The organism is Pseudomonas sp. NBRC 111138 (assembly GCF_001320835.1).
GTDB lineage: Bacteria > Pseudomonadota > Gammaproteobacteria > Pseudomonadales > Pseudomonadaceae > Aquipseudomonas > Aquipseudomonas paracarnis.
The window spans coordinates 88,512-114,422 of the sequence record NZ_BCBO01000031.1; the positions used below are offsets into that span (position 1 = coordinate 88,512).

Below are 25,911 nucleotides of genomic sequence, written 5' to 3' on the forward strand. Positions count from 1 at the left end.
GCACCATAGCTCATGGGTGAATTGCCCCGCATTTCCTAGACATATCTGACTCGTTGCTTTTGACAGATTGTGTTGAAAAAGTCGGTCCGCTGAAACGGCCCGAATGTTGACCGGTGAAAACTCATTTTTACACGCGGCCACGTGAAGTCTGGCCCCGGAAGCATCTACCAAAAGTAAGGGTTTCAATCTCAGACGCGTACTTTTATGCCATGGAAACCAAGGTCGACTTTTCAACAAAGTCGACCGATAGCAAACCGTCACCATGGGGGCGCGTCCGCATAACCGCCTGCAATGAAGAAAGCGGAGCTGAAGCAAAAATATGAGGGTACTCGCCTGGGTACCAGCCCGAATTACAATTGGAATCTATGGGCTGAGTGGGCAGCTATCGCAGGAACCACAGCAAGGCTTACCTCGCATGGAGTCCCAGTATTGCCGCTCAGCCTCCTCCCAGTCACGCAATGCGAAAGCCAGTTCGGTAGCCTGCTTTGCATGGTCATGACAGCGCCGAATTCGTTTTGGAAGACGGCGTCCATACAAGCCGCAGAAACAACGCCTTTTTTGGTTGATTACCCGCTCGGGCTTTTCCCACACGCTGAACAAAGATACTGTGCCGGAGAACACATCCAAGATAGTCCGACCCTTGGACTTTCTGCGCTTGAGCCCTAGCTGATTTACCGCAAGACCGTTAGCGAAATTGCCATTGATTGCGCTCGCAGCTTTCTGCGCTCGAAGTTGATGTCGAGCTGCGTCGCCATGTGCCCACGCGGAACCATTCGGCCATTTGCGCAGAGTGCGAGCGCGCTCTTGAAGCTTCAGGTATTTGTAGATTGTCTCAAACCAGACACGAGCGGACGGCTCATCTGAGACAGGAAGCGGATTGGCGCCTGCGTAAAACAGGCAGAACGTACCGTCATAATTGATGTGCCGTTCGGGGCAAAAACCTGGCAAGTGATGTGGCGTGTGTTCGCGTGCTGCTACCCATTCACCGGCTTGGTGTAAATGCAGCTTGTAGGGAAGCGTTCTTCCATCCACCAGCCGAATCGGCAGATCAAGCATTGCTGTCTGCGCAGAGGTAGTCACACAGGTCCCCCCGAAATCTGGGGCGACCTGTGCAATCAGGTCGAGCGCTGTGCTCAACGGCTGCCGTCTACATTCTGGAGGGAGTGGGGCTGCACCTGACGCTCATCTGCGCGAATGATTGCGGCGGAACCTGCGTAGGCTTCCGAGCGAGCTTGCTTCGCCGATGCGTCACCATCATCTGCCAGGGCTTCGGTAGCTTCGTTGTAGTCTAGGTGCGACGTCTTGCGACTCTTTCCAAACAGGTTCTGTACAGCTTTCGATGCTGCGTCGTAAGCCGATTGCCCGATAGCGGTTTCCACACCTGTACACGCACATTGGCGATTCTCAGACTCAATCACGCTGCGCCCGATAGCGCAACGAACTCGATTGCCCTTGGTGCCCAGACGCGTGACGGCTATAGGCCCCAGATCGAAGCCAATCGCGAGACCGAGGTCGCCGGTTTCAACGTCCTCGCTCTTCAAACGCTCAATTGCCAGGTTGAAGCTGCTGCGCAGTGCACCAGCCAGCCGTGTGGCCTCAGATACAGATTTCTCTTCGTCAGTGGTATACGCGGTGCCGTCACCCGACAGGGCTTGCACGCAGTCTCCAATGAAGCGCACGCGGCGCCCTTCGAAGTCGGAGGTGACGACCCGCTCCAGCTCGGCGCGGATGACGTGCAATGTCCGCACGACATCTTCGGTTTTCTCGTTGATGTGATCCGCTACGTAGGCCGTGAACCCATCGATATCCGCATAGAGGCTGACCATCTCCTGCCGCTTCGAGTTGCCGGGGGTCAGCGCGTAGATGTCCATATCGCGCAAAGGTGGTGTTTGGCGGGAGAACTGGTAACCACCGAGGGGATTCTTTTTCAGGTCCTCACGCCATTCTTCGACGATCTCGTCAGACGTGACATCCAGTTTGGCCGCGTCCTGACATGCCTGAATCTCTGCCGTGGTTAGGGCCGATTTTTCGGGGGCTTCGCTTTCCGCAAGGCCGATGGCCTTACGAGCATTGTTTGTCAGGTAGATGCCCTTGGTCTTGTTGTTGCTGGCCAGTTTTGCTGCATGGTTTGCAGGGTCGCCCAGGAACAAGGGTTCTCGGTTCCCACTGCGGCCATTGTTTACAGCAAGCGCCAGGCCGGTATCGATGCCAATACGAACCTTTGCTGCGGGGATCTGTTCATCGTCGTCGCCTGTCTCTGCGAGCACGTCGATGATCAGTTTTGCGGTCGCAACGGAGCGCTGGACACGCTTGGTCTCTGCGCCGGACTCTGTGTTGTACGGCTTAGTGAAAAGCGAGTGCAACCGCTGGCTATGGAAGTCGACCCTGCGTGCATCAACCTTGTTGAGAATCCGCTTGACCGCCCGGTAGTGCTGGTCGAGGAAGCGCAGCGTACGCTTGTGGCATTCAATGCCCTCGGCGGTAGTGATGTTCAGCATGTCCTCGAGATTCATGATGTCCGCATACATGTGGACGCCATCGACGCGGTACGCGGTGCTGGTAGGAATGGACTCCAGCGACATGTCGCGTACGTAGTCCTTGATGGTGACTTCCTCTACATCAGCGATTCTCTTGTCGATGTGTTTTTCAGCGCGATCATGGTTCCAACTCTTACTCATCGACCTCTCCTTCGGGCGGTTGGGCGCGCTGCAATGCGGTAGGCAAGCGCATGCCAAATTTTCATAGTGACAGCTCTTGCTTATTTCGGTCCTAGCTGGGTGAATACGGTGCGTAGTTCATTGCAAGCTGGTGATAGGTTCGACGCCAGGAGTTTTTCATCTGTCGTTGCGCGGTATGTGATGGTGGTCAGCCCTTTCAGATCTGACGGCAGATGGACCTCGTCACCCCTGGGCTCAAGGAGGAAGGTTCGTGCCCTGCCTAGACGTCCCACGAACAGTCCCAGCTCGAAAATGACATTGTCGCGAGGCGTATCCTTTATTTGCCCGCGGACGCTGACGGAGTCGTCTGGCTGCGCAATTGCGATGGCAAAGTCGCACTCGTTCAACTGCTCTTCGAGGCTTTCAATGGCGTACTGCGACGCGCGGAAAACACCTTGTGTCCAGGTCTTTACGAAGAGTTTTTCGTGCTGGAGGTGATTCTCGATCGCCCGAGCAATGGGGAGTGCCTCGACCGAGCAAATGATGAATACGTGCGAAAACTCATGGGTAGGGAGTACCAAGTCGTTTCGCTGGTGTAGTCGATCGACCAGTTGCCGAGTGACATGTCGCCAAACCGAGGGATACGCGTCCGCAATGGACTTGAAGTCCGTCGCGCTGACCTTCAAGACAATCGAGGGGTCGGTGGCCACCACTGTGGCGGAGCGCTTCGCCGTTGCGACCAGAGCAGCCATTTCTCCGACGTGATCGCCGCCCCCTCGTGTTGCGACTTCACGATCATGGACCTTCACCTGGAAATGCCCTGTGATGATGAAGTAAACCTCGGAGTCCTCCGCGTCCTCGGTAATGAGCACCGTATCCTTAACGATCTCCTCCAGCGTTCCTACCTCCGCGAGGCGGCGTGCTAGGTCTTGATTTCCGAGTACCAGCTTCTGCTCAAGCAGTACTTCCTCAAGAACGGCGCGGCCTGACGGCCCTTCAAAGCGATCGATCAACTTCCCAGTAGTCATGATGACGAACATTCCCTTGCGAAGAGGTTGCGGGGGGCGCTCACAGAGAAATGGGGATGTACGCCCCATTTTCAAGTGGACGCTGAAGAAAAGATCGGAGCGGCCGGCTGCAACTGGCCAACCTGCGGCTCACGCTTCTAGCTAGGCATTGGCTTCATCGGTAATTCTGCTGGATCGATGGTCAAGCGGCTATGTTTTCGCCATTGCACAGCCAGATTCAGGACAAGGGCCTGAATAAAAAAGCCCGGTATTCGCTGGACTCTCCTGGTGAGGACTTCTGGTCAGTTAGAAGTCTCAGCTAACCGTCCTTTTGGCCGATTTCTTCCTGTCGTCATCGGCAGCTATGGGCAGTTCACTGCCAATCATGGTTACGAAGCGTTGCTGGTCAGATCGAATGCAAACGGGGAGTCCAGTGGAATGCAGTATTCCAATTGGTATTCCAGCCAAAAATTAAAATCGCTATTAATGTTATAAATCAATAAGTTACTGAACCGATTCAAATTACCCCGGCCCACCAAACGAACGAAAAAAAGCGTCTATGGACGTTTTTGGTGCCTGAAGTCCATAAATCCGCCTCCTTCTTCCAGTCCCATTTTCCAGTGGGATAAAAGGCTGCTACCTATACTGTACTGATCAGGAGACCGCGCAAGACTTTGAGAGCCGACTCGCCAGGTACAGTAACGGCTAATGGGCCCGCCGGTAGGATGTCACTATCCAGGGCTCAGCCTCACAAAAAAACCGTAGGCTGAACACAGTAGAAAACTAAGGCTCGATTACCCATCGCCCGCGCAACATGCCTTTCAGCTCATCAACGCTCAGCGTCATATCCCGCTTGCGATGAACCACCGCATGACAGTTGGCGCACAACGTAACGAGGTCAGTCTCCGGATTCACGGTTTTCTCACCACCAAAGTTCGAAATCGGCACTATATGGTGAACGTGAATGAACCCCTTCGCGTGCTCGCCGTACGCCTTTTCGAAATCAAAGCCGCATGCCTTGCAGTCAAGCCCGTGGATAGCAATGGCCTTCACCCTTAGATCTTTCCGGCGTTCGTAACGGGTTCCAAAGTAACTTGATTTGCTGCCTTCATTGGCCGATTCAAAGGTCAATGGATCGCCTTCGATATTTGGTGTGCCCTGGTCAGCCTGGGAAGACAGGAGCTTCGCATGACTTAGGATTGCATCGTAATCCAGTTGGGAAATGGACCGAACCCCGTCACGCCAATAGTTGTTCACGCGAGTAGCGGGGATCGTCTCCAGGTACGCTCCGTTGATTTTCGAGGGGATAGCGCCTTCAAACGGAGTGAAGTTTTCGATCAAAGCAAATAGGTCACCCTTATCACTCCTCTGGTCTGCGTAGACCTTACCGATGCGTGCCATACCAAAATAATGCGGATCGGCGCTGAGGCGGGCAGAAGCAAAGGTTTTGTCCTGGATGCGCCCTTTGTAATAGATCACTTCGGTTCCTTCAGCAAGCCAGGCTTGGTACCGCTTGGGGAAGTGATAGACAGCACCGGTCTCGTCTTGCCACGGCGATGTGTCGTTTTCAACGATGACTGCGGGCATTCCATTTCCTCTCGACTGATGGCAAAAGCCTACCAAAAATGAGGAAACTTCTTACAAAATATTCCAGCTCAACTTTTTAAGATTCTTATTCTTTATATAAATTAATAAGGTGAAAAAGCTTTTCAGCTACCCCCGGAATCAACAAAAAAGACGTCCAAAGACGTCTTTTTTGTACCTGGCATTCCATCAACCACAATGCTAGTGTCGCCCCATGACTACCTATTGCCTCACCTCGACAACCACCACCACGACCGCTTCAAGCGGAGCGTGCGAGGTGTCGTGAGCCAATAACAAACGAACACTTCAAAGGCCCGCCAGCGATGGACAGGGCCTTTTTATATGCCCTTGTGTCGCTGGTTCACACGCAAGGAGATGCACCCATGTACGCCCTGTTGATACTGGATATCCAAGTCGGACTCATCCACGGCCCGGAAAAACCCTGGCGCTGCGACGAGCTGTTGGAAACGCTCAACACCCTGATGGACAAGGCCCGCAGCGCAGGCGCGCCAATTTTTCTCGCGCGTCACATCGGCCCCGCTGGCTCGCCAATCGAGTCGGGCAGCCCGCTTACGCTGATTGCAGAGGAAATGAAGTTGCTGGGTGGGGAAGTGGTGTTCGAAAAGCGTCGGCCTAACGCTTTTGCGATGACTGACCTAGCTGACAGTCTGCGCTCTTGCGGCGCCACCGGCGTGGTAGTCACCGGGATGAAAACGCAATACTGCGTCGACAGCACCTGCCGTGCTGCGCGTGACCTTGGCTTCGATGCGGTGCTTATCGCCGACGGTCATACCTGTTCTGACACGCCCTTGATGAAAGCCGAGGCCATCGTGGCTCATCACAATGCCACGCTCAATGGGCCGTTCTGCCAGTTGGTTCAGGCTGAGGACTGGAGCTTTTAACAGAGCCTGACGACGGGGACGCCAACAGGGCCGAGCTTCGGAAGCTTCCCGCAAGTTGCCGCGCTGTTGGTGAACTGGCGCAACCCCCTTCACAACGCTAACTTCTTTGCGTCGCTGGCGATCAGCGACCGGCTTTGACAGGCCGAAAAGTGTAACCTTTCACACCCTGTGATAAGGCGGCATGCTTACGCATTCCGCTCCGTTCATGGCGGCTGTGCGTGGGGCATCTTCGGGTGCGCCGGGTTCCTACACTTCCGGTCTGTCAACCCGCGTACAGCTGCCACCCAATCCTGTTTGACAGCAGGGGGCGGTAGCTCCTTAAACAGTGTGGGAGCTTCATCATGAAAAAGATCACCCCCAATCCCCCAACCACCCTCTTCACCCTCGCCGAAAACATCCACCCCGAAACCCTGCTAATCCAAGCCAGCGAAACCCTCGCCTCCCTCAACGCCATGACCACCGACCTGGCTTTCGAACTTGAAGGCGCGCACCGCCACAAGTTGCTGGCCGCCCAGCAATTGATCGTTTTAGGTGAGCTACTGGTAGAACGGGTCTTGAACACCCAGCCATTCACTACCCAAATGCCACAACCTTAAAACACGAAAACGGGCGAGCTGCCTCAGCGCATCTCGCCCGCTGGCATCCCCTCACACTTCCCATTACCCTGACGGCCTTTATCAGACAACCGGAAGTCAGATACCCGTGTTCAAGCCCTTCGCCGTCATCGCCCTCGCCTTCATCCCTTCATTCGTCACCGCTGCCGAGCTGGCCGGGGTTTGGCAAGGTACTTTGGGCAAGTCCGCTATCACCGTCTGTTTCAACGGCGCCGACGGGGAGCATGGCAGTTATTACTACCAGCGCATCCGTACGCCGATTCAGCTGACCCAGGCCAACGACAACGCGCCTTGGGTGGAGGAAGGCAACACCGGTTTCTGGGCCCTGCAAAAACCTCAGGGCGATACCCTTTCTGGTGCTTGGAGCAAAACCGATGGCGGTGCGCCGCTGCCACTGGCCCTGCGCCGCATTGGCACGGACGGCTGCGGCAGCGATGCCTATAACGCGCCCATGGAAGCTGCGCCGCTGCCGATCAAGACTGAGAAGAAGACTTTCCACAACCATCCCTACCAGCTCAAGACCCAAGGCCCCCGCGTCACGCTCAAGCTGGAGGGCGATGGCCCGGGGGTGCAGAAGATCAATCAGCAACTCGCCGCCCTGGCCGTCAATGACGAAGATCTAACCGACTATTTTTATGAGCGGCGTGAATACCTGGGTCGAAACGGCTCGGTCTATACCAGTGAGATCGAGGTTGAGCCTGCCTATTGGTCATCGCAATTTCTCACCGTGCGGTTCTACCGCTGGGCCGCAGGCCAAGGCGCCATGGGCATCAGTTGGGGCCTGCACTCCTGGAACCTGCAAACCGGCGAGAGTGTGGACCCATGGGCCTGGCTCGGCGGCCATCAGCAATGGCATGACGCCTATTCCGGACACTTGAAGCTGCCGGCCTCCTTCAGCACTTGGCTGGCCAAGCAAACCACCACCGACGAGGGCTGCCCCGCGATCACCGATTACTCCAACTTTCACCTCAGCTTCAACACCCAGGGCCTGCAACTCTCGACACCGGCCAATGGTGACGGTTGCGACAACGACTTGGCCTTCACCTGGGAGCAGTTGGCGCCGGTGCTGACCGCACAAGGCAAAGCGGCGGTGCCCAGCTTGAAAATGCCCTGACGCGCCGGAGAAAAACCCTACGGCCGTTCACCAAAGGTTAAGAATCGCGCTCGTATACTCCCTGACTACCCATGACCGGTCGCCCGATCGGTCTCATGCCTCGGTAGCCAGATTCCATGACGCGCCCTGCTCCCCTGCTGCTCTTGCTTGCTGCTCTGTTGTTCTTTTTCGCCCTCGGCAACCACGAGCTGCAAGGCTCTACCGAAGCGCGGGTGTCCGGGATCGCCATGGCGATGCACCTGGACAATGACTGGGTGGTGCCGCGCCTGTTTCGTGAACCCTTCCTGGAAAAACCACCCCTGAGCCTGTGGCTGGACGCCGGGGCGATTCGCCTGTTTGGCGCCAGCACCGGGGCGGTGCGCCTGGCGTCGGCGTTTGCCGGGTTGTTCAGTGTGATGCTGTTGTACGGGATGCTGCGGCGGTTTGGGCGGCCGCAGACGCTGGCGTTCAGTGCTGCGCTGATCCTGGCGACCATGGCCAGTTATTGGGGCAATGTGCGGGGGGTGGGTGAGGATTCATTGCTCAGCCTCGGTGTCACCGCTGCCCTGCTGGGGTTTTACCAGGCGGTACGGCCCGAGCGTGAAGGTTCGAGTATCTGGGCCTGGGCGTTGTTTACCGCAGGGATGGTCATCGCCACGTTGAGCAAGGGCGTTTTGGGCCTGGCGATGCCGGGCATTGTGATTTTTGTGTACCTGCTTTGCACCAGCCTGATGGATAAGCGCCTGCGGCTGGGCGATTGGTGCAAGCCGGCGCTGTTCACGCTGTTGGCGTTGGTGCCGCTGCTGATCTGGCTGGGGTTTCTGTTTCAGCGCGGCGGGATGCAGGCGGTGGGTGAAGTGTTATGGACCAATAGCGTCGGGCGCTTCAGCGGTTCGTTCGTAGAGGCCGGGCATTACGAGCCGTTTTACTATTACCTCGCCAAACTGCCCGAGGCCTTCCTGCCCTGGAATATCCTGGTGTACCTGGGCCTGTGGTACTTCCGCAAAAGCCTGGTACGCAACCGCTACCGCCTGTTTTTCAGTGTGTGGCTGGTGGCGCAGTTCACCCTGCTGACCCTGGCTTCCAGTAAACGCACCGTGTATTTGATGGCGCTGACGCCAGCCGCGGCTGTACTGGCTGCCGAATATGCGCGGGTGCTGCTGGAGTGGGCCAAAGACCATAAGCCGGGGCTGTACCGCTATCACCGGCAGATCATCGGCGGGGTTTTCAGCCTGGCCATCGCCTGCTACCTGAGCGCAGCGTTCTGGTTTGCACCCAAAGCCGATGTGCGCCATTCATTCGTGCCGGTGATCAGTCAGATCCAGACCCTGCAAGACGAAGGCAGGACGGTAGCGATGTATCAACCCAACGAGCGCATCGACGGCGCCAGCGTCTTCTACCTGCAGGCCTACTTGCCGATCCTGAACACCGAAGCCGAACTGCGCGCCTTCCTCAGCGCCAAGCCCGGCAACGTTGCATTGACAGACCACACCGACCGGCTGAACGAGAAGGTTACGGTGATCAAGCAAATGGCAGTCAACCGCCAGCCTTATTACTTCGTGGAGCAGTAAGGCCAGCGCGGGGTATCAATGCTTGGTGAGTTTGTCCAGGTAGCCCATGGCAAACGCCGAGACCACGAACGTCATGTGGATGATCACGTACCACATCAGGTGCTGTGGATCGACGTTCTTGGCGTCCATGAAGATGCGCAGCAGGTGGATGGAGGAAATCGCCACGATGGAGGCCGCCACTTTCATCTTCAGCGACGAAGAGTCCATGGTACCCAGCCAGTTGAGCTTTTCCTTGTTTTCGTCGATATCCAGCTGCGACACGAAGTTCTCGTAGCCGGAAATCATCACCATCACCAGCAAGCCGCCCACCAGGGCCATGTCGATCAACGACAGCAGCAGCAGGATCACTTCGGCTTCCAACATGGTGAAGATGTTGGGAATCACGTGAATGATTTCCTGGAAGAATTTCAACGCCAGGACCAGCAGGCCCAAGGACAGCCCCAGGTAGATCGGCGCCAGCAGCCAACGCGAGGCGTACATCGTATTTTCGATAAAGCGTTCCATTGAATCTCACACAGCTTGGCTAAAAATGGCGCCGAGTATACCAGCCGCCACCCGGCCCCTGTCACCGCGAGAAAACTGACCCAAGTGGCATCTGTAAGAGAATTTTTCTGCTAGTGTCGAGGCCATTCACTCGGCTCGATGATGTCGGACAGGAAAACTCAGATGATGGATGTGCGATCCCCTTTGGCCACTCTCGGCCTGTGCGCGGCGTTGCTGATAGCCAGCGGCTGCTCCCCTAAAGAAGAGCAGAAGCAGGCGACCCTCGAAGAGAAAACCACGAAGTTCGAACAGTCCCTGGACACCATCCAGGACCCCAAGCTGCGCGATGCCATTGCGGACCTGGGCGGCTCGCTGCTGTTGCTGGAGCGTGCACGCGTCAAGCTCGCCAGCAAGCCCATCGAAGCCGAATACGGCGAAGATAGCCTGGCCCTGCTCAAGCATTACCCTACGCCCCAAGCGCTGGTGGACACCTACATCAATGGCCTGTTCGTACTGCGCAAAACCTCGCACTCCGACTACCTGACGGATTTGCAGCCGGTCTTCCCGTTCAACTTCAACGCCCCTGACCAGTTCCCCTTCCCCCATGGCCTGGAATGGCAGTCGGTCACCCTGAGCAACAATAAAGTCATTCCCTTCCAACCGGAATGGTCAGAAACCGACCCCGGCATTCAACTGAGCCCCAGCAGCTCCAACCTGACCAACCCCGACGACCTGACGGTGACCTACCCGTTTATTGAAGGGATCGAGACGGAAAACAAGAGCCAGCCACAACCCATCAGCCTCAAGGGCGCGGTGGAGGTGATCACCCCGGGCAAGGTGCTGACGTTCGACCTGACCAAACAAGACGTGGGCCATAAACGCACCGATGGCAACATCACCCTCAACCTGCTGACGCTGGAAAAGAACTACGCCGAGATCGAACTGACCAACAGCCAGCCCCTGGCCGCCGAAGTCGGCGACGCGTCACCCAACCCGCTGCTGGTGCAGGCACGGGACAGCACTGAGCAATTTCTGACCCGCTCAGGCTCGATCAACGAGAGTGCCGCGCAAGTGGCGTTCTATGAAAAACAACTGGCCGAGATGCAAAAACAGACCGCGTGGTCCGATGCCTTCGATAAACAGCTCACCGACGCGCAAAAAGCCTTCGAACGCCAGCAGACCAGCCATTACGCCAAGGTGTATTTCAACGGGCTGATCGATAACCTGCAGGTAAATGTGCTGGATTTTTCCAAGGCCACGGTCACCCGTAAAGACCTGGACCTGCCGGTGATGCGCTTTGACAGGAACAGCCTGCAAAACACCGTACAGCCCCTGCCAATGCCGGTCACGGTGTATGACGACGGCGCCGCCAGTTGGCTCAAAGATGCCTCGATGACGGAGGACCAACTGAAAAACAGCGTCACCATCAGCCAATCGACCGAAGACGCCAGTGCCGCAAAAATCGTGTTCGACCACCCGTTCACCTTCAATGACGACCTAGTCGGTGCCGAACGCAACAACAGTGACGCGCCTATCACCTTCTTCACCGCCGACGACAAGGGCGAGCGCGGCGAGCCTATCGAGCTGCCGACCGAAGCGTTCGAGCTGAACGCAGTAAGCGGCACGCTCACCTACGACCTCAACCTGTTCCCGGAAACCCCGGCGTTTGTGGTGGGCTCGGTACCGTTGTTTCTGGCCACCATCGAGAAGGCCACGATTGACGCCGCCAAGCTGCCCAAGGGCCTGTCGCTCAAGGACAACGCGCTGATCGTCGACCAGAAGGACTTCCCCGCCGACAGTTGGCGCTTCTATGCCAAGGATGCCAGCGGCAATTACCTCAAGGAGATTCTCGGTGTCAGCCACCGCGCCGAGGAATACGGCACGGCGATGTTTGACGTGCATTACTTCTACGGCCAGCCGACCACGCTGGAAAGTTACCAGCGCACCGACCTCAGCACCGTGCAGTACGGTTTTGAGGTGAAGCTGGACAGGCCTGAGAGCAAATAGCCCTGGGTGGACGCGGAGCGTCCGGGGCGGCGTTACCACGCGGAGCGTGGGAACGATCCTCAGAGGGCTAGTCGCTCCTGGCCGCCATTGAGTTGGCGCAGATGGGCCTGCAGGTGCAGGCACCAGATCTGCGGCTCGTCCATTTGCTCGTAGCCGTGCAAGGTCAGGCTATCAACGATGGTGCCCAGCATGCGTTCTGCCACGAAGGGCCCATGGAACGGGCCCTGGGATTTGACAGTGGAAGGCTGCTCGCCCGACATGCCGGCGGCAAACAATAGCGTCCACATCCCGTTATCCCCGGCAAGAGGGCGAATGGAGCATTCGATACGGGTGACCAGGCCCAGGCACTGGCGAGTAAGGCAAAGGTTGCGCGACATGGCGGCGCCCCTCGGTAGATCGGTGTTCAGCCCCAGCGCAAGGCGAAGCTGTTTCTATCCTGCGACTCCTGTGGATATCCCTGACTCTGAGAATAGAATAAAAACGCGACAAACCAAGGTTGTAGGGACCAACGGGCGTTGGTCCCTGAGGGTCGAGTCAATTTTGTGGCACGCTAAACGTTCCCAAAAACACCACGGACCAGTGTGGGAGCTGGCTTAAGCGGTCATCGCCTTATGTAGGAGCGAGCTTGCTCGCGAAAAACGGCAACGATAACGCGTGTTTGCTGAATGAACGCGGCGCCTGAAAGTTTTTCGCGAGCAAGCTCGCTCCTACAAAAAAGTCTTAACTGACTGGCCTTAAGGCAAGCCAGCTCCCACCTTGACCGAGTGATGACAGCAATCAGGTTGGCTTGGCTTCTGCCAACGCCTGCTGCGCCAGCTCCTTCTCCGCCTCCTTCAAATCCTCATCACTGATCATCTCGGCAATCGCCCGCAAGCGCTCCACCACCCGCGCATTCACGGTGCCTTCCGGGAACTGCCCCTCGGCGTCCGGCTCACCGGCATCCTCGCCCACCAGCAGGCTCAAGGCCTCATCCGCTTGGCGCACTGCATAGATGTGAAATTGCCCGGCACGCACGGCCTGCAACACCTTCTCGTCGAGCATCAGCGTGGCCACGTTGGCCTGAGGGATGATCGCACCCTGCTCACCGGTCAGCCCGCGGGCTTCGCAGAGGCGGAAGAAGCCTTCGATCTTCTCGTTGACCCCGCCCACCGCCTGCACTTCACCAAACTGGTTGATCGAGCCGGTGATGGCAAAGCATTGCTTGAGCGGCGTCTTCGACAAGGCCGAGATCAAGGTGCATGCCTCGCCCAGGGACGCACTGTCGCCGTCCACATACCCGTAGGACTGCTCCAGGGCAATACTGGCGGAGATGGCCAACGGGAATTCCTGGGCATAACGGCTGCCCAGGTAACCGGTGAGGATCATCACGCCCTTGGAGTGAATCGGCTGGCCGAGGTTAACTTCGCGTTCGATGTCGACAATACCGCTACCGCCCGGGTATACCGTGGCGGAAATCCGCGCCGGCACGCCGAATGCCGAGTCGCCGACCTCCAGCACCGTCAAGCCGTTGCACTTGCCCACAGCGGCGCCGGCGGTGTCGATCAAGATGACGCCAGCGAGCATGTCGTCGAGAATCCGCGCCGACACGCGGCCGGTGCGCGTGGCCTTGGCCTTGAGGGCGCGCTCGATATGCCCGGCATCGGTCATTTCGTCGCCGGCCAGGTGGCGAATGAAATCCGCCTCGCTGACCAGCTGGAACAAATCACCAATACGCGCCGACAAGCGCCCCTGATGTTCGGCCAAGCGTGCGCTGTAAGTCGCCAGGCGCGCCACCGCGTCCGAGGTCAGTGGCGCCATGCCTTCTTCCGAGGTACGGGTTTTGAGCAACTGGGCGAACTGCTCCAGGCTCTCGTCGACCATGGGGATGTCTTCGTCGAAGTCCACCAGTACGCGGAACATCTCCTGGAAGTCCGGGTCGGCGTCTTGCAAGGCGTAATACAACTGGCGCGAGCCGATGATGATCACCTTGACCTGCAAGGGAATCATCTGCGGGTTGAGGGTCACGGTGGCCAGGCGGCCGAGTTCGCCCAAAGGCGATTCCATCTTCAGCTTGCGCGATTGCAGGGAACGCTTGAGCGCATCCCACACAAAGGGCTCGCTGAGCATTTTTTCGGCTTCCAGGATCAGGAAACCGCCGTTGGCGCGGTGCAACGCGCCGGGACGCAACTGGCGATAGGTGGTGTAGAGCGCGCCCTGGTCGGTGCTGTATTCGATACGGCCGAACAGGTTGTCGTAGGTCGGGTGCGGTTCAAACACCACCGGCGCGCCACCGTTGACCGAGTGGCCCACCACCAGGCTCGGGCAGTATTGCTCTTCGAGCAGCTTGCGCGCCTGGGCGTCGGTCTTGGCGTCGTCCACCAATTGCTCCACCACGGTTTTGAGCAGGTACACCTGCATGGCCTGCAGGTAGCCACAGACGCCCGCATTTTCTGCGTATTTTTCCGACAACGGCGCCAGCAAAGGCTGCAGGGCCAGGGTGATGGTTTCTTCGTTGAACTGGCGCAGCTGGTTGTTGGACTCGCGCTTCCACTGCGGCAGGCTGGCCAGCTCTTCGTTGAGGCGTTCTTCCAGCTCGGAGATATCGGTGTGGAAGCGCTCGCGATCGGCCTCCGGCAGTTGCGAAAACTCCGCTTCGTCCAGCGCCTTGCCGTCGAGCATCGGCGTAAAGGCGATGTTGGAGCTGTCGCGGTAAAGCGCCACGTCTTTTTCCAGGGCCAGGCGCTCGATCACGTCCAGCGCCTTGTCGTAGCGCTGGTTGAACGCCCGGTCGATGGCGCTTTTACGCTGTTGATAAGTCGGGTGTTCGAACACCGCCGGGAAGGTGGCGACCAGGTTGTCGACCAGGCCGTTGATATCGGCGATAAACGCCGCGGCGGCGCCACCCGGTAATTCCAGGGCGCGAGGCTCGCGGGGCTCATCGAAATTATTCACATAAACCCAGTCCGCCGGGGTTTGCAGGCGCTTGCCTTCGGCTTTCAGGTAGCGTTTGACGAACGAAAAGCGGCCGGTGCCCGGCTCGCCCATGACAAACACGTTGTAACCGGGGCGTGGCATGGCCACGCCGAACTGCAAGGCTTCAACCGCACGTTCCTGGCCAAGCACACCGCGAAAGGGCTCCAAATCATTGGTGGTCGAGAAGCTGAACTGTTCAGCGGAGAAAGGGCGAGTCAGCGCTTCGGGCGCTAGACGCAAGCTGGCAGCAACAGGATCAGGCATCGGGCTTCCTTACATCAGGCGGGGCAGATGGGGCATTCTGGCTCCCGGTTGAGCGCTCTGGCAAGGCGCGCTTTCGGGAAAGCATAGCCACCGCACGCGTCCTGCAAAAAAATCACCCGTCACTGAATGTTTATAAAAAAACACGGAACCCTGGGAACGTGCCTAAACTCCAAACTGCGCGGGTTGGACTAATAACTGGCCCCTAGGGTGCGTTGAGCACCTGAACCCTTGTCCATTGGTTTGCACACAAAGAGAACAAAGCTATGAAACGGATCCTTCTTGGTACTCTCTTCACCGTCGTCTCCCTCAATGCAATGGCAGAAGCACCAGGTGGCCCGAACTGCGGTTGGGGCAACATGTTGTTCGAAGGCCAGCGCGGTACTCCGGCCCACTTCCTCGCCTCCACCACCAACGGTACTTCGGGTAACGCCACCTTCGGCATGACCTCGGGCACCAACGGTTGCAGCACCAACAGCGCCCTGACCTACGGCGGCAAGTCCTGGATTGCCATGAATGGCATGATGAACGAGCTGTCTGAAGACATGGCCAAAGGCAACGGCGAAGCGCTGACCACCTACGCGGTGGTACTGGGTGTTGCGCCGGAAGATCGCGATCACTTCGCAGCCGTGACCCACGAGCACTTCCAGCAGATCTTCAGCAAGGCTGACGTGACCGCTGACGACGTGCACAACAACACCATTGCCGTACTGAAAAGCGATGCCCGTCTGGCGAAATACGCAACCCAGGCTTAAGCTCGACCTGCCCGCGCCTTTCGAGGCGCGGGTTTTATTTTTTCGACCCGCCCACCTTGGGTCTTTTTTTCCGTCCGACTTAAGTAGCCTCCATGCTCAAACGCCTCGCTTGCCTGGCTCTCTTCGCCTGCGCCCCGCTGCATGCGGCACCGCACCTCGACGATCAACGTTTGCAGCAACTGGCCAATGATCCGTTCTGGCTGTCGCTGGGGCACTACGAAGCCGGCAAAGTCAGTGGCTGGCGCAGCTATGTCAGCGACAAGAAATTCTTCATCGCTCCCGATGGCGCACACCATCCGGACGCCGAACTCAAGGCCACCGTTGATGCGCTGTATGCACCGGCGAGCCTGGGTGAAAAGCACGCCCAATGCGTCTACCCCGCACGCACCCGCTGGCTCAAGGCCCAGTTGCAACTGAACGACCTGCCCGCCCTGGAGTGCAAAGAGTTCACCCAATGGTTCAAGGACGTCGCGCCCCATAGCGCAGTGATGATCTTCCCGGCGGCCTACCTCAACAGCCCGTCGTCGATGTTCGGCCACACCCTGCTGCGCATCGACCAGGCCGACGTGCAAAGCAACAACACCGCGCTGCTCAGCTATGCGATCAACTTCGGCGCCTATATCGAAGGCTCCGACAACAGCATCCTCTATGCCTGGAAGGGCCTGATGGGCGGTTATCCGGGCCTGTTCGCCCTGGTGCCCTATCAGGAGAAACTCTCGGAATACCGCAGCCTCGAAAACCGCGATTTGTGGGAATACCGCTTGAATCTCACCGAGGTCGAGACCAAGCGTATGGTCGAGCACGTGTGGGAGCTCAAGCAGATCCAGTTCGATTACTTCTTCTTCGACGAAAACTGCTCCTACCGCCTGCTCGAACTGCTGCAAGTGGCCCGCCCTGGCCTGCGCTTGACTGAGCAATTCCCACTCACCGCGATCCCTACCGATACCGTCAAAGCGGTAAAAGATGCAGGCCTGGTGGAAAAGATCGACTATCGCCCCTCCCGTGAACGTGAACTGCTGGAACGCGCCAAGCCACTCGATAGCGATGAGCAACAGTGGGTGCTGAAAATCAGCGACGACCAAAAGCAACTGCAGGAACCGGCATTCAAAGCACTGCCCCGCGAGCGCCAGGCACTGATCGTGGACGCCGCTTACCGCCTGGGCCGCTACCGCGCCAATGGCCTGGAGCGCGACGCGACACGCTCCCAGCGCAGCTTCGAACTGCTGCGTGCGATCAACCAGAACCCGGCGCCAGACCTGAAGATCACCCCGCCTGGCCTGCCGGAAAACGGCCACGAGTCGCGCACCTGGCAAGCCGGCATCGGCACCCGCGGCGACAAAGCCTTCGGCGAATACGGCCTGCGCATGGCCTACCACGACCTCAACGACAACGCCGAAGGCTTCCCCCTGGGCGCGCAGATCGAAATCCTGCAAATGAAACTGCGCCAGTACGAAGGCAATCACTGGCAGCTCCAGCAACTGGACCTGGCCACCATCCGCTCGCTGACGCCGCGCAATGCGCTGCTGCAACCCTGGTCGTGGCAAGTCACCGGCGGCCTGGAACGCGTACCGGGCAAACACGACGACGAAACCCTGGTCGCCCACGTCAACGGCGGCGCCGGTGGCACCTGGCAACTCTCCGACGACATGCTCGGCTTCGCCCTCGGCACCGTGCGCGTGGAGCACAACAACGACTTCAGCGAAGCCATCTCCCCGGCGGCAGGGTTCAACACCGGCGTGCTGTGGAAAAACCCGTTGGGCAACCTGAGCCTGGAAGCCAAGGGCGATTTCTTCACCAACGGCGAAGTGCGGCGCAGCATCAGCCTCAACCAGCAGTGGGAACTGTCGCGCAACCTGGGCCTGCGCTTGAGCGCCCAGCGTGAATACAGCCACCTGTCCACGCCAGTGAATGAAGTGATGCTTGAGCTGAAGTGGTACCACTACTGATTAATGAGTGCGGGCTTGCTCGCGATATACGGTATATCAGCCAAGGTTGAAGTGACTGACGCACCGCCATCGCAGGCAAGCCAGCTCCCACAGGTTTTATACTCGGCCCACAACTTTCTGACCTGCCTTTCACACCGCCCCAACAAATCCCCTTCTAGACTTCCCTTATCAGCCGTAAAACGGCCAGGGAGTACGCCATGTGGCGGTATGCGGTCATGCTGTGCGCGGTGGTGGGGTTGTCGGGTTGCCAGTCAACCCATCAGGAATTGCTGGCCAAAGGTTACCCACCCGCCTTCGCCGATGGCTTCGACGACGGTTGCAGCAGCGGTCGCCAGGCCGCTGGGGTGATTACCGGGGCGTTTCGCAAGAATGTGCCGCGCTATCTGAAAGACCGGCCATACGCCGAAGGTTGGGAAGATGGGTTTCGTCAGTGCAAGGCCATGCGCGAGAGCCAGGAACTGCGCGATTACGAGGAAAACCGCAGGGACGACAGCGAGCGCGATTGGCAGCAGGAAAAAGATCGTGACGCCGCCAAAGCCTATCGCTCACGCTGATCGTTCCCACGCTCCGCGTGGGAATGCCGCCCTGGACGCTCCGCGTCCGCTCGCGAGGTCGTGACGCGGAGCGTCACAGGATGCATTCCCACGCGGAGCGTGGGAACGATCAGCGCCGGTGGGAACGATCAGGCAGCGAACGTGGCCCAACCTTCATAGGAAGGAGAACGCCATGAGCCGAGCTTTTGTAAATGAAGATAATGCGGCGGCCCAGGCCGATCAGCCGGTGGAGCGCCAGGTCAGCGAGCAGCCCAACCGCCTGACTGCGCAAGGGTTGGCGCAATTGCAGGCCAAGGTGGCGCAGTTGCAAGGGGAGCACAGCGACGAAGCCGCCAAGGGTGAGCAGGCCGATAAACAGCGCCAGGCGGATCTTGAGCGGGACCTGCGCTACTTCAACCAACGAGTGCAGAGCGCCCAGGTAGTCGCGCCGGCCACGTCCACCGACAAGGTGCAGATCGGCAGTTGGGTCACGTTCGCCAACGAGCAGGACGAACAGCAGCGCATCCAGTTGGTCGGTGAAGACCAGGCCGATGCCAACGCAGGCTTGATCAACTGGGGCTCGCCCCTGGGCCGTGCTTTGTTGGGCGCCCAGGTGGGCGACGAGGTGCTGTGGCAGCGCCCCGTCGGCGATCAGTTGATCGAAGTGCTGCGCATCGAACCCGAGGCCTAGACGATACCCTGGGCCAGCATCGCGTCAGCCACTTTCACGAAGCCCGCGATGTTCGCGCCCTTGACGTAGTTGATACGGCCGTTTTCTTCACCGTAATGCACGCAGGCATGGTGGATCGACTGCATGATGTTGTGCAGCTTGCTGTCCACTTCCCCGGCGGTCCACAGCAGGCGCATGGCGTTCTGCGACATTTCCAGACCGCTCACCGCCACACCACCGGCGTTGGACGCCTTGCCCGGCGCAAACAGAATGCCCGCGTCGATAAAGATATCCACAGCCCCCAACGTGGTCGGCATGTTCGCGCCTTCGGCCACGCAGAGGCAGCCGTTGCGCAGCAAGGTGCGCGCTGCTTCGGCGTCGAGTTCGTTCTGGGTGGCGCAGGGCAGCGCGATATCGCAGGCCAGTTCCCAAGGCGCCTGGCCTTTGCGGAACTCCAGGCCGAAACGTGTGGCCAGTTCACTGATACGCCCGCGCTGTACGTTTTTCAGCTCCAGCAGGGCCGACCATTGTTCTTCGGTCAAGCCGCTTTCGGCGTACAGGGTGCCTTCGGAGTCCGACAGGGAAATCACCATGCCGCCCAGGTCCATGACCTTGCGCGCCGCGTATTGCGCCACGTTACCGGAGCCGGACACGGCCACACGCTTGCCTTCAACCCGCTGACCTTGGCGTTTGAGCATTTCCTCGGCGAAATACACACAGCCGAAACCGGTGGCTTCCGGGCGGATCAGGCTACCGCCATAAGTCATGCCCTTGCCGGTCAGCACTGAGGTGAATTGATTGCTCAGGCGTTTGTACTGGCCGAACAGGAAGCCGATTTCCCGTGCGCCCACGCCGATATCGCCGGCCGGTACGTCCACGTCCGCACCGATATGGCGGTACAGCTCGCTCATGAACGCCTGGCAGAAGCGCATCACTTCGGCGTCGCTCTTGCCCTTGGGGTCGAAGTCCGAGCCGCCTTTGCCGCCGCCCATGGGCAGCGAGGTCAGGGAGTTCTTGAAGGTCTGTTCGAAGGCGAGGAATTTCAGCACACCCAGGTTGACCGAAGGGTGGAAGCGCAAGCCACCTTTGTAGGGCCCAATGGCGCTGTTCATCTGGATACGGAAACCGCGATTGACCTGGACCTTGCCATGGTCATCCACCCACGACACCCGGAACGTGATCGCGCGTTCCGGCTCGCAGATGCGCTCCAGAATGCCCGAGGTCAGATAGTGCGGGTTGGCTTCAAGAAAGGGCCACAGGCTGCGCAGGACTTCTTCTACAGCCTGGTGGAATTCCGGTTGGTCCGGGTCGCGTTTCTTGAGGCGGGCAAGGAAGGAATCGACGGATTCGGTCATGAACAGTCTCGGCAAATTGATTGTTGTTAACGGAGATTGAGCCGGACTTTATCAATTCGTTTCGCACCGTGACAGGGCAAAATGTCGCTTTTGTGAAATTAAATGGTGCAATAAGTATAAGTAACTGCCTTTTTTTGCCCTTAAATGGGGATTTCACTCTGAGTTTTGCACCAACAGGTAGGCCGTTATCGCAGGCAAGCCAGCTCCCACATTGGATCGAGTACACCGGTCATGTGGGAGCTGGCTTGCCTGCGATAGCGGCGGTGCAGTTACAGATGCAGCGACTGACCCACCGCTTTCGCGAGCAAGCCCGCACAGCATTTGCCCACAGACCCGCGCATGTCTCTAGCGCGTACCGGGCACCAGGTCGAGTATTTCGTCGATGCCCAGGCAACGTGGCTCCAGTTCCAGCGTCCTGCCATTGGCGAGGATTCCGACGGCGGTATCGCGCATGGCCAGGTAGGCACTGCGCAACATGTGATTGGCATAAATCACCGCGTTGAAACCTGCTCGCTCCAGCACCTCGAACTTCAGGTGAACATAGCTGGTCGGCACACAAATCAGCGGTACCCTGGGCCGCTGCAGGCGAAACTGCCGGGCGAATTCCAGGATTTCCAGGCCATCCTGCTTGCGGCTGTGGATCATGATGCCATCCGCCCCCGCCTCCACATACGCCAGGCACCGCGCCATCGCCTCTTCCATGCCGCGATCCAGGATCAAGCTTTCACACCGGGCAATCATCATCAGCCCTGAGCCGGTGCGACTCGCACAGCCGGCCTGGAGCTTGGCGCAAAAGGCCTCGATGGACTCCTGCGCCTGGTCGACCTCAATGCCCAAGAGTGAGTTCTTCTTCAGGCCGCACTTGTCTTCGATCACCACCGCCGAGACGCCCGCGCGCTCCAGCATCTTGATATGAATCGCGAAATGTTCGGCCTTGCCGCCGGTATCGGCATCGAATATCAGCGGCAGCGAGCACACATCGAATATTTCGCGAATCCCCGGCAACCGGTTACTGGGCGAAAGGATTTCGATGTCGGGTAACCCGCGCTGGGTCGAGTCGGTCAGCGAACTCGACCAGATGGCGTCGTACCCCACCGTATGCCCGGGGCTGATCTCCAGCCTGGCGCGTTGCGCGAGCAACGCCGATATCGGGCTATGGGCTTCGAGTACACGCAGGCAACGGTTGCTATCCAATAGCGCCGACAGAGGGCGTCGGCGCGCTTCGGTATCCATCATAGGGTTCAGGCTCCTTATCAGCGGCACAACAAGGGTTATCGAACAGCCTCAATCCCAGGCGGGCTGTTCGCACTTGAGCACCGACGCCATCTTTTGCAGATGTTCGCAGGCCCTGGCCACGTACTCCTTGGAGAGCCGTGCGATACGCGCGTAATCCACGGCCTGCCCGGTGGCGCTGGCATACAGCCGCAACGCCTCAGCGGCATGCTTGAAGTGGCGTGCTTCCACGCTGCCGCAATGCACGCTGAGAAAACTTGCGACGCGGCTGGCCTCACCGGCGCTATAGCCCCGTACATCGCGCAACCACTGCTTCCATAGCGGGGTCATCAGGTTGTATTCGCCGGTATTGAACAACTCCGTCATGGCCATCATTTCCAGCGCTTCGATGAGTTGCGGCGCCAATGGGCGTTTTTCCCCCACCCAACCGGAGAACTCTTTGGTAATCGGGTTGAGGAATTTGTCTTGCAGGCGCCAATCATCGGAGCCGCAGATGGCCGAAGCCATGCGGTAATACAGCTTGGAATGGTGCGGATGCCCATGCATTTCACCCAGCCCGATGTCCTCGACAATGATCTCCCCACAATGGGCCGCCGCTTCGAGCATTTTCAACCGGGCGTCATCCGTCAACGATGCCGACTCCTGGAGGATGCGCACGATGACGCTCGAGACGGCATGGGCGGCGCCGTCCGGGCTACGCCAGCCACAGAAGAACGTACACAGTGACGACTCGCTCCAATTACTGGAGGTCATGTCGACATAGGTCTCGCAGTACGTGTCCAGCGCGGCGGTTTGACTGTTGAAACCGCTGAGCAGGGCCTGGACCAGATGTCCGTCCTCGACATCCACCAGCGCCTGGTTCACGTACCCGATCAATTGGCGGCTCAGATTTTCCACGGCTCATATCCTTTTAAGGTGGGGTTAATGCGCAACGATTTCTGACATGAAACGACTAAAGCGTGTGAGGCCCTCAATCAGCGCTTCACGCTCAACGGCGTAGGAGATACGGATGCTGTTGCCGTCACCACAACCAGAGCCGGGCACTACCGCGATATGGGCCTCGGTCAATAACAGATCGGCCAAGTGGTCGACGTCACGAATAACGGTGCCCAGGTAGCGGCCCCCCAACTTGCGGGACACATCGATAAACAGATAGAACGCCCCTTCTGGCGGGGCGCACCGAATGCCGTCGACATGCCCCAGGCAGGTGCAGGCCGCGAGCAATTGCTGGTCGAGGAAGGCATTGACCTGGCGGGTAAAGTGCGGCGCGTCCGCCATCAGGCTGCCGAGCGCGGCATATTGGGACAGACTGCTGGGGTTGGACGTCGTATGCCCTTGCAGGTTGTGCATGGCGGCGATGACTGGGGCGGGCGCACACGCATACCCTACCCGCCAGCCGGTGACCGCGTGGCTCTTGGAAAACGAATCGACCAGTACCGTCTGATGTTTGAGCGGCGCAAACAGCGACACGATGTTGTGATGTTCATGGGGCGCGCGCACCAGTTTGCGGTAACACTCGTCGAACACCACCCAAAGCCTGTGTGCGAAGGCGAGCCGGGCAATACCCAGCAGTTCTTCGCGCTGATAAACCGTGCCCGTCGGATTGTTCGGGGTGTTGATCACAATCATCCGGGTGCGCGAGGTCAGGGCCTTCTGGACCGCTGCGCAGGTGAGGCGATAGTCATCCGCAGCCGTGTCGACATAGACGGGAACGCCACCGGCCAGTTGGATCTGGGTGGGGAAGGTTTCCCAGTACGGCACCGCGACGATGACTTCATCCCCCGGATTGAGCAGCACCATCGCGGCGTTGTACAGCGCCTGCTTGGCACCAGCGGTCACCGCTATTTCATCGGCGGCGTAATTCACCCCGCAGCGCTGAGTGACCTGCTGCGCCAGCGCGTGGCGAAGCTGGGGCAGGCCGATGGGCGGCGTATAGCGGTTGCGGGCAGTGGCGAGCGCATCGGCCGCGGCGGCTTTCATGATCGGGCAGGCATCGAAGGACAATTCGCCCGCGGCAAAGTTGACCACGTTGATGCCGGCTTCTTTCAAGGCATTGGCTTTACTGCGCATGCTGGATGTGCCGGGTGCGCTAAGACGTTGCGCACGCTGGGACAACGGCAATGACACGGCAGACGGTTCACTGTTATTCATTCTTATACCTGCCAGAACACGTTGGAACGTTCGTTCGCCCTACCGGGCTTGGGCCTCCAGCCCTTGCTGAACCCGCCAGGACAGCGGCAAGGTCAGCAACAGGGTGGCGGCCAGCAACAGGACGGCCATGGGCACACCGGTGGCATCCCCAAGGCTGCCGAACAGCACCGGCGCCAAGGCGCCGCCACCGATGGTGCCGGTGTAGAACACGGCGAACGCCTGGTCGCGCCTGCCCGGCCCTGCCAGGTCCGGGACTGCGCCGTACAGCACCGACGACGTGCCGTTCAGCGCCAGCCCCAGCAGCGGCAACATCACCATCAAGCCGGCGTAGGGCAAGTACACCGCCATGACGATCAACACGGCCGTGGTGAACTCCGTGGCCCATACCGTTTTCATCATGCCGATGCGCGCACCGAGGTAACCGCACAACAATTTGCCAAAGGCGCCCCCGACGAACAGCATCGTCAGCGCCAGGCCGATGCCCGCAGGCCCGGCGCCCTTGGCCTTGAGCAAAAACGGCAGGAAGGTGAGGAAACCCATGCGCACGGCGCTGTCCAGCGTGCCGGTCACGATCAGCGCACGCAGGCCGCTCGCGGAGCCGGCGCCTCCGCCCGTACGGGTGGCTTTCAGCGGCGCCGCCGTCGCCTCGGTGCGTGCCGGGATCAGCCACCACAACAGGCCTGCCGCCAGCAGCCCGAGTACACCCAGCAGGGTGACACTGGCGCGCCAACTGATGACCGCCAGCAACAGGCCGATCAGCCCCGGGATCAGGGTCTTGCCGATATCGCCGCTGAAGTTGTACTGCGACAGCGCTTGTTTGACGCCCCCGCCGGCCTCGTGCGTATCGGTGATCAACGACGAGGCCAGCGGGTGCTGCGTACTCGCGCCGAGCCCGCCCAGCAGCAGCGCCAACAACAACACGCCCAGCCCGCCAGCCTGGCCGGCCAGCAGGTAGGCCAGGCCCGCCAACGCCGTGCCACCTACCAGCAAGCGTTCACGCCCCCAGCGCGCGGCAGCCCGGCTGGCCAGTAACTGAAAACCGGCCATCATGCCCGCGTAAGCACCACGCAACAGGCCGATCTGGGCGTAGCTGAGGCCGAACTGCGCTTGCCAGATCGGCAACAGCACATAAATCACATCGGTCAGCCCGTCGTGCACGGCATGCGCGCCGCAGCCGGCCACCAGAGCGCGGCGACGCACGCTGACCGGGTCAGGCGGCGACAACGATGGCGCTGCGGTCTGCTTCAGGGTGTTCATCTGGGTCAGAGGCTCTCAGGCAAAAAGGCCGGGTTAACCCAGCAACTGCGCACAGTCGCTCATCACACTGGCTTTACGCTGCAGGTATTGGGCAAAAATGTCGCGTGCCGTGGCGGGGTCCACTTCAATCTGCATGGCAGTGGTGAACTCATTCACCGCCGCCACCGCATGGGCGAAATGGTTGCTCTCGGTACCGCCGGTGTGCACCGTGACCCAGGCCACCGTCGCACGGGATTTCTCCGGCGGCACGCCCATGTCCCGCACGAACCACTGCGAGTACAACGGGTGGATGAACTCCACTTCGCCGTGGGTGTACACCTCGTGGATCAACGTGGTCAGTAACCCCTGCAACAGGTCGCGATCTCGCAGGCGGCGGGTGTCGGTCCAGTCCTTGAACGCCTGTGCCGAGGGCAGGCAATTGTCCTTCAATATCCACTGGTCATCGCCGCACAGCGCGGTGGCCATGGTGTAGAACAGGTCTGCGTGCAAGGTGTTGCCCAACGCGCCCAGATCTTCATCGGTGATGCGTTGCAGGCTGCCGCAGGCGCGGTACAACTGCGCCGCGGCGGCGGAGCCTTCATCGGAGCGCGCCAGCAAGGTAATGCGGTTGGCCAGGCCGGACACACTGGCTGCCGAATTATTGGTCTTGGACCAACTGGCGAAGAACTTGCGCAGTACCGCCGGCGAATGCCGACGCGAGGTGAGTCGCGCAAAAGCGTCTTCGATATCCACCAGCGCGTCTTCCTGAGCCCAGAAGGCTTCGAATAGCGCGTGGCGCAAGGCACCGGCCGGCATGTCGTTCAATACCGGTTCGATGAGCTTCAACAACTGGCTGCGCTTGATCACGGTGTTAGTCATGTTCACCTCTCATAGTCCTTTA

At 59.2% G+C, this 25,911-nt stretch carries 22 protein-coding genes; 9 read left to right on the plus strand and 13 right to left on the minus strand.

Translation table 11 applies throughout. From position 1 onward, the window contains the following. Nucleotides 1-363: 363 nt before the first annotated feature. The 4 genes from APH41_RS28730 to APH41_RS06125 form a co-directional block, all read right to left on the minus strand. A complete protein-coding gene (locus APH41_RS28730) occupies nt 364-1,080 on the minus strand; it encodes an E2 domain-associated cysteine-rich protein (protein ID WP_371262611.1) in 717 nt (238 codons plus the stop codon). A 53-nt stretch (nt 1,081-1,133) separates the two neighbouring features. Then, nucleotides 1,134-2,678, minus strand: coding sequence for a Pycsar phage resistance system uridylate cyclase PycC (gene pycC, locus APH41_RS06115; protein WP_054918002.1), 1,545 nt, complete (start codon nt 2,676-2,678; stop codon nt 1,134-1,136). Between the two features lie 80 nt (nt 2,679-2,758). Next, nucleotides 2,759-3,685, minus strand: a complete 927-nt coding sequence (gene pycTIR, locus APH41_RS06120; protein ID WP_054918042.1) for a Pycsar phage resistance system effector protein PycTIR — start codon at nt 3,683-3,685, stop codon at nt 2,759-2,761. Nucleotides 3,686-4,447: 762 nt separating this feature from the next. Next, complete coding sequence (locus APH41_RS06125; RefSeq protein WP_054918004.1) at nt 4,448-5,251, minus strand: HNH endonuclease; 804 nt, start codon at nt 5,249-5,251, stop codon at nt 4,448-4,450. Nucleotides 5,252-5,631: 380 nt separating this feature from the next. On the opposite strand from APH41_RS06125, the gene APH41_RS06130 reads away from it, so the two are divergent. The 4 genes from APH41_RS06130 (at nt 5,632) to APH41_RS06145 (ending at nt 9,428) form a co-directional block, all read left to right on the plus strand. Then, a complete protein-coding gene (locus APH41_RS06130; protein ID WP_054918006.1) occupies nt 5,632-6,150 on the plus strand; it encodes a cysteine hydrolase family protein in 519 nt (172 codons plus the stop codon). A 341-nt stretch (nt 6,151-6,491) separates the two neighbouring features. After that, a complete protein-coding gene (locus APH41_RS06135; RefSeq protein ID WP_054918008.1) occupies nt 6,492-6,746 on the plus strand; it encodes a DUF6124 family protein in 255 nt (84 codons plus the stop codon). A 106-nt stretch (nt 6,747-6,852) separates the two neighbouring features. After that, the gene (locus APH41_RS06140) at nt 6,853-7,878 is read left to right on the plus strand and encodes a hypothetical protein (protein ID WP_054918010.1); all 1,026 of its coding nucleotides are present in this window, start codon (nt 6,853-6,855) and stop codon (nt 7,876-7,878) included. A gap of 116 nt (nt 7,879-7,994) precedes the next feature. Next, a complete protein-coding gene (locus APH41_RS06145) occupies nt 7,995-9,428 on the plus strand; it encodes a glycosyltransferase family 39 protein (RefSeq protein WP_054918012.1) in 1,434 nt (477 codons plus the stop codon). Nucleotides 9,429-9,443: 15 nt separating this feature from the next. On the opposite strand, the gene APH41_RS06150 is transcribed toward APH41_RS06145, so the two are convergent. Then, a complete protein-coding gene (locus tag APH41_RS06150; RefSeq protein WP_014719996.1) occupies nt 9,444-9,932 on the minus strand; it encodes a TIGR00645 family protein in 489 nt (162 codons plus the stop codon). A gap of 162 nt (nt 9,933-10,094) precedes the next feature. Between APH41_RS06150 and APH41_RS06155 the strand changes: the two genes are divergently transcribed. Continuing rightward, nucleotides 10,095-11,918: a hypothetical protein gene (locus APH41_RS06155; RefSeq protein WP_082430423.1), complete on the plus strand. Its 1,824-nt coding sequence runs from the start codon at nt 10,095-10,097 to the stop codon at nt 11,916-11,918. A gap of 59 nt (nt 11,919-11,977) precedes the next feature. Here APH41_RS06155 and APH41_RS06160 read toward each other — a convergent pair whose 3' ends face one another. After that, entirely contained in the window at nt 11,978-12,295 is a 318-nt protein-coding gene (locus APH41_RS06160) for a hypothetical protein (RefSeq protein WP_003194269.1), read from the minus strand. Nucleotides 12,296-12,695: 400 nt separating this feature from the next. After that, a complete protein-coding gene (locus APH41_RS06165) occupies nt 12,696-15,134 on the minus strand; it encodes a Lon protease family protein (protein WP_034126964.1) in 2,439 nt (812 codons plus the stop codon). 263 nt (nt 15,135-15,397) lie between these two features. Here APH41_RS06165 and APH41_RS06170 point away from each other — a divergent pair, with 263 nt between their 5' ends. The 4 genes from APH41_RS06170 to APH41_RS06185 all read left to right on the plus strand — a co-directional run bounded on the left by APH41_RS06170 (nt 15,398) and on the right by APH41_RS06185 (nt 19,056). Further along, on the plus strand, nt 15,398-15,886 hold the full coding sequence (locus APH41_RS06170) for a DUF3015 domain-containing protein (protein ID WP_003194274.1): 489 nt from the start codon (nt 15,398-15,400) through the stop codon (nt 15,884-15,886). A gap of 92 nt (nt 15,887-15,978) precedes the next feature. Next, on the plus strand, nt 15,979-17,832 hold the full coding sequence (locus APH41_RS06175) for a DUF4105 domain-containing protein (protein ID WP_054918015.1): 1,854 nt from the start codon (nt 15,979-15,981) through the stop codon (nt 17,830-17,832). A 197-nt stretch (nt 17,833-18,029) separates the two neighbouring features. Further along, nucleotides 18,030-18,386 carry a hypothetical protein gene (locus tag APH41_RS06180; protein ID WP_054918017.1) on the plus strand — a complete coding sequence of 119 codons (357 nt, stop codon included), beginning with the start codon at nt 18,030-18,032 and terminating at the stop codon, nt 18,384-18,386. 172 nt (nt 18,387-18,558) lie between these two features. Continuing rightward, a complete protein-coding gene (locus APH41_RS06185; RefSeq protein ID WP_054918020.1) occupies nt 18,559-19,056 on the plus strand; it encodes a GreA/GreB family elongation factor in 498 nt (165 codons plus the stop codon). Here the strand turns inward: APH41_RS06185 and gdhA are convergent. From gdhA to APH41_RS06215, 6 genes are all read right to left on the minus strand, one after another. Beyond that, nucleotides 19,053-20,390 carry an NADP-specific glutamate dehydrogenase gene (gene gdhA / locus APH41_RS06190; RefSeq protein ID WP_054918022.1) on the minus strand — a complete coding sequence of 446 codons (1,338 nt, stop codon included), beginning with the start codon at nt 20,388-20,390 and terminating at the stop codon, nt 19,053-19,055. The genes APH41_RS06185 and gdhA overlap by 4 nt on opposite strands. A 345-nt stretch (nt 20,391-20,735) precedes the next feature. Beyond that, nucleotides 20,736-21,626 (minus strand): phosphoenolpyruvate mutase, encoded by an 891-nt coding sequence (aepX, locus tag APH41_RS06195; RefSeq protein ID WP_032904173.1) that lies wholly within the window; start codon nt 21,624-21,626, stop codon nt 20,736-20,738. Between the two features lie 48 nt (nt 21,627-21,674). Beyond that, nucleotides 21,675-22,520: a hypothetical protein gene (locus APH41_RS06200; RefSeq protein ID WP_054918024.1), complete on the minus strand. Its 846-nt coding sequence runs from the start codon at nt 22,518-22,520 to the stop codon at nt 21,675-21,677. A gap of 24 nt (nt 22,521-22,544) precedes the next feature. Further along, on the minus strand, nt 22,545-23,774 hold the full coding sequence (locus APH41_RS06205; RefSeq protein ID WP_054918026.1) for a pyridoxal phosphate-dependent aminotransferase: 1,230 nt from the start codon (nt 23,772-23,774) through the stop codon (nt 22,545-22,547). 39 nt (nt 23,775-23,813) lie between these two features. Beyond that, a complete protein-coding gene (locus APH41_RS06210) occupies nt 23,814-25,031 on the minus strand; it encodes an MFS transporter (protein WP_054918028.1) in 1,218 nt (405 codons plus the stop codon). A gap of 33 nt (nt 25,032-25,064) precedes the next feature. Next, nucleotides 25,065-25,889 (minus strand): hypothetical protein, encoded by an 825-nt coding sequence (locus APH41_RS06215; RefSeq protein ID WP_019818016.1) that lies wholly within the window; start codon nt 25,887-25,889, stop codon nt 25,065-25,067. Nucleotides 25,890-25,911 lie beyond the last annotated feature (22 nt).